Origin of the sequence: Paenibacillus sp. AR247, from assembly GCF_002968895.1 — a bacterium.
Lineage (GTDB): Bacteria > Bacillota > Bacilli > Paenibacillales > Paenibacillaceae > Paenibacillus_AQ > Paenibacillus_AQ favisporus.
The window spans coordinates 379,172-382,006 of the sequence record NZ_PCZT01000006.1 but is presented as its reverse complement, the minus strand read 5'-3'; the positions used below and the strand labels follow the sequence as shown (position 1 = coordinate 382,006).

At 52.6% G+C, this 2,835-nt stretch carries 2 protein-coding genes and 1 pseudogene; all 3 read right to left on the bottom strand.

Features of this window, described 5'->3' with window-relative positions; all coding sequences use genetic code 11:
* Positions 1–1,091: 1,091 nt before the first annotated feature.
* A pseudogene (locus CPT76_RS06780) lies at positions 1,092–1,579 on the bottom strand (SDR family oxidoreductase); the annotation flags it as partial.
* 48 nt (positions 1,580–1,627) lie between these two features.
* Positions 1,628–2,059 (bottom strand): DUF2500 domain-containing protein, encoded by a 432-nt coding sequence (locus tag CPT76_RS06775; RefSeq protein ID WP_089547788.1) that lies wholly within the window; start codon positions 2,057–2,059, stop codon positions 1,628–1,630.
* 108 nt (positions 2,060–2,167) lie between these two features.
* Positions 2,168–2,818 carry a WD40/YVTN/BNR-like repeat-containing protein gene (locus tag CPT76_RS06770; protein WP_105442340.1) on the bottom strand — a complete coding sequence of 217 codons (651 nt, stop codon included), beginning with the start codon at positions 2,816–2,818 and terminating at the stop codon, positions 2,168–2,170.
* Positions 2,819–2,835: the final 17 nt, after the last annotated feature.

The following is a 2,835-nucleotide window of genomic DNA, read 5'->3' as shown; positions in this document are numbered from 1 at the left end:
CCCAGTTNCGGAAGTCGTGAATCGCGATGCCACCAGTACAGGGTATAGGATTCCCAGCGCGCTCGACAGCGATACAAGCGATTGATCCATTTCGCTTTTGCCGCTTCCGTAGAAGGACGTATGTTCCTCACCGGGCATTTGCTTCGATTGACGGCCACGAGGACTTTGGTGCCGAGCCGCTGGGCGGATTCCATCTCGTCCCTGGCCAGTTCCACGATGCCGTGTTCCGAATCGACCGTATTGCGGTAAGCCAGAACGGTCACATGGTCAAACGACTTCATAAACCATTCGTTCAGCTTCTCGTCGCCTTGGCCCGGGACGGTATACCCGTCAAACCAGAACGGGAGATCGATCCCGAGGTCCAGCTTGGAGCCGGATGCGTGCGCTGCATCCAGGAACGCTTGTATATTATTGATCCATGTCCCGATGACGCCTTCCGGGTCCGTGCCCCATTCCGGAAGAACATAAGGTTCGATGTCCAAATGGATGCCGTCGAATTGGGCTTCAGATGCTTCAGTGTTGTTGTAATCGTTTACCCAATCCACCAAACCCACAAGCCGGTCACGGTGCTTGGTCTGAGCCCAACCCGGGTCTCCACCGAGCGCATGCACGGCAATGTTGTCAGCATGAGCATTTTTTATGAAAGCTTCGTATTCGCTTGCCGGCATGTCCCGATTAATCTGTAAGTAAATCAAGTTGATTCCTTGGTTTTGAGCAAAGTCAAGCAGGTCCTTCCCGCCATCCTCGATCAGCTCCGTCTGCCATACCCATGTGGCTTTAACTGGTTCGGACGGGGACGAAAACCCCATCAGCAGCCAAGCCGAAAGGCACATCAGCGCGGTCAGCAGGATTCGAGAACTTTTGACAATCATAATTTCCCTCCATTCCTATAGATCTCTAGTAGAACGGAGTAATTATAGCATTGATGTCGAAAAAAGAGATGAGCCCAAGTCCTTATTAGGCTGGGCTCACCTCGGGCAGCAGGTTTCCCGACTGCATAGAAGGAACTAAATCCTCCAGTTAATTTTTTCCTTTTACAAGGCTATAGAGAAAAATTGGAAAGGATTAGTACCTTTTGATTAGTCGAAAAGTTACGGTTCATATATCATTTTGCGGGTCATGCCCCCATCGACTACGAGGTGGGTCCCGGTTACAAATGAATTGTCCGGATCTGCCAAATATAGGCAGGCACGGGCGATATCATCCGGTTTGCCTACTCGTCCCGCCGGATGCTGACTGTGGTCCTCCTCCCGCAGGGCGGAGTAGTCACCCGTTTCGATCCATCCCGGGCTGATGCAGTTGACACGGACCCCGTCCTGCCCAAGGGAGACGGCCATCGCATGGGTCAAGGCCACGATCGCCCCTTTGGAGGCGGCATACGCCTCGGAATTCGGCTCCGACATGAGTGAACGGGTCGACGCCATGTTCACAACGGATCCATGAATCCCCTTNTCCTTCATGATCCGGGCCGCTTCCCTGGTCGCCAGAAAACNGCTGCGGACATTAGGTTCAGCACGTCGTCCCATTCGTCCACCGTCAGATCGTACGGCGACTTCCAGCGTGACACGCCGGCATTATGATCACGACGTCGAGTCTCCCGTAAATTCTTTGGATTCGTGTTCCGAAACTATGGGTTCATCCTCCGAAAAGCGCCCGGGGTGCCTTCTTCTCCGGATACGCGCATGTAGCGCTGAAATCCCAGGTATCTCGTTCCCTGGAAGGTAAGACGGCCGGCGTCGCCCTCGGCGCATAAACCGTACTGCTCGCCGCTGACCGTAAATTCCATCCGGTCGCCGCTCTCCACTTCGAAAGTAAGGTAATAGGTCGTTTTCGTATAGCTGGATAGATGGTCATTGGTATCTTGATGTTGATGATGGCTGACCTGACTGCGTTTGCTGACAATCCGGGAATCCACGGTGAGCACGGGCTGCTTGTTGTTGCGCCCCCACTGCAGAATACCTTTTCCGGCAGACAGTACAATAATTCCGATAACAACGACAAAAAAGATCGGCATGACCTTTCCGAAGAAATCGAACATCCAGAAAGACGTATCTCCCATGCTCTTCCCCCTTCCATCCACCAGCTTCAAGCTTCACAGTGACACGCATAGCATGGTCATTAACAGTATATGCGTCCATTTGAAGAACTTGATGCCAATCTTACGGGATCAGAGCACTTTCCATGTAATTCCCCCATCAATCGTCTGAAGGAGCCGCGATCGCATTTCGTCATTTTTCATAACGAGCATCCAGCCGACGCGCTGGGAGCTGAACTGCAGCTTACCGACCTCGGGATATTCCTTTAATATACTGGTCAGCACGCGACTTGCGGGCAGCGGCATCCACGTCTTCCCTTGGTCTTCGGTGTGATACATTAGATTGCCGACCAGAGCCCAGCCTTGTGTAGAATTAATAAATGAAGGGCGGAGCGACTGGTTTACGCCCTTATTCCAACCCAGATTAAAAGGGGCGAAAGTCCAGGTCTGGCCTTGGTCCGTCGTGAAAAAGCCGTTGTATTTAGCTGAATCGCCGACCTGGCAGCCGACAGGAATCCAGCCTTCCGTATTGGACGTATCGAAAAATTCCGGGCTTGACGGAATAAATCCGCTGCAGGACGCCAGCTTGTCCCGGTTAAAAAACGCCGGTCCTTCACTCCACTCGCCGCCCCCATCCTGTGTACGGTATAGCTTCGGCACCCCAAGCTCCTGAATCATCGCAAAGCCTTTTGACGGGCTGGTAAAGGTCATGCCCATCGCATAACCGAGCGGCGGAATAGCGCTCTGCGTGGATGTCTGATTGCTGCTGATATAATTATGCATCACCTATTTTCCATTTT

What these genes read in the sequence shown, in the direction of transcription:
- CPT76_RS06775 (WP_089547788.1), bottom strand. Translation starts at nt 2,059, where the DNA reads ATGGGAGATACGTCTTTCTGGATGTTCGATTTCTTCGGAAAGGTCATG.
- CPT76_RS06770 (WP_105442340.1), bottom strand. Translation starts at nt 2,818, where the DNA reads ATGCATAATTATATCAGCAGCAATCAGACATCCACGCAGAGCGCTATT.